Origin of the sequence: Cetobacterium sp. ZWU0022 (assembly GCF_000800875.1) — a bacterium.
Lineage (GTDB): Bacteria > Fusobacteriota > Fusobacteriia > Fusobacteriales > Fusobacteriaceae > Cetobacterium_A.
The window spans coordinates 1-946 of sequence record NZ_JRJZ01000170.1 but is presented as its reverse complement, the minus strand read 5'-3'; the positions used below and the strand labels follow the sequence as shown (position 1 = coordinate 946).

The following is a 946-nucleotide window of genomic DNA, read 5'->3' as shown; positions in this document are numbered from 1 at the left end:
TTTTTTGCTACACTATACTGATCTATTGTGCTTCCAAATGAGAATACATCCCACTTCACACTCACTCCACCTCTCCATTCTGCATTATCAAAACTATTATCATAATGATGACTCTCTTTTGATGTTCCGTAAGTTCCAAATGCATCTATTTGTGGTAATAAACTTGATCTCGCTACTATCTTTTCTGCTGATGCATAATCTACTTTATTCACTGCTAATTTCGCTGATAAACTATTATTTAATGCCACATCTAAATCTTTCTCAAAATCAATTCCTGTTGTTAAGTTTTCTGGAACCATAAATTCTTTCAAAACAATCTCTTCATTTGTTGGTATCATCAGTTTTAATTTTAAATCCTTCTTTGCAATCTCTAAGTTTGTTTTTGTTCCTGTTATTTGAGCTTCTAACTCTAAAATTGAGTATTCTGTTTTTAATAGATCAGCTTTTGTTACTAATCTTAAATCTAGTTGCTCTTTTTGTTTCATATATCTCGCTTGTAACTCTTTCATTGAAGATTCTAACACTGTTAAATCTTTTTCATAATTGATTATACTACTATAAATTGAAATTATATCTAATCTTACATCTCTTTTTTCTGATAATAAGTAGATATTTGCTATATTCTTTGAAGCTTCTGCTCCTATTATGCCACCTGTTATAGCTCCTCCTCTAAATAAAGGTTGATATACACCTATTGTTTGAGTATATCCGCTTTTAGCATCATAATTTAAATCGTTCATACTTCTCTCTGTATGCTCTGCTCTTTGATACTGCCCATTGTATGTAACAGTTGGTAGTGCCGCTTTAAACGCTCTTCTTACATTTAAATCTGCATTCTCCTTAGATAGCTCTGTTGTCTTTATAGACTTCCCATTCTCTAAAGCTAAATCGATTGCACTCTCTAACGTTAACTCTCTAGAAAAGGCTGCTGTCGAAAGTAATACCA

General features: G+C 31.9%; 1 protein-coding gene. It reads right to left on the bottom strand.

The window, feature by feature from the left end; translation table 11 throughout:
* The coding region (locus tag L988_RS11840; RefSeq protein WP_047384524.1) for a TolC family protein at positions 1–946 on the bottom strand (946 nt) is incomplete at both ends.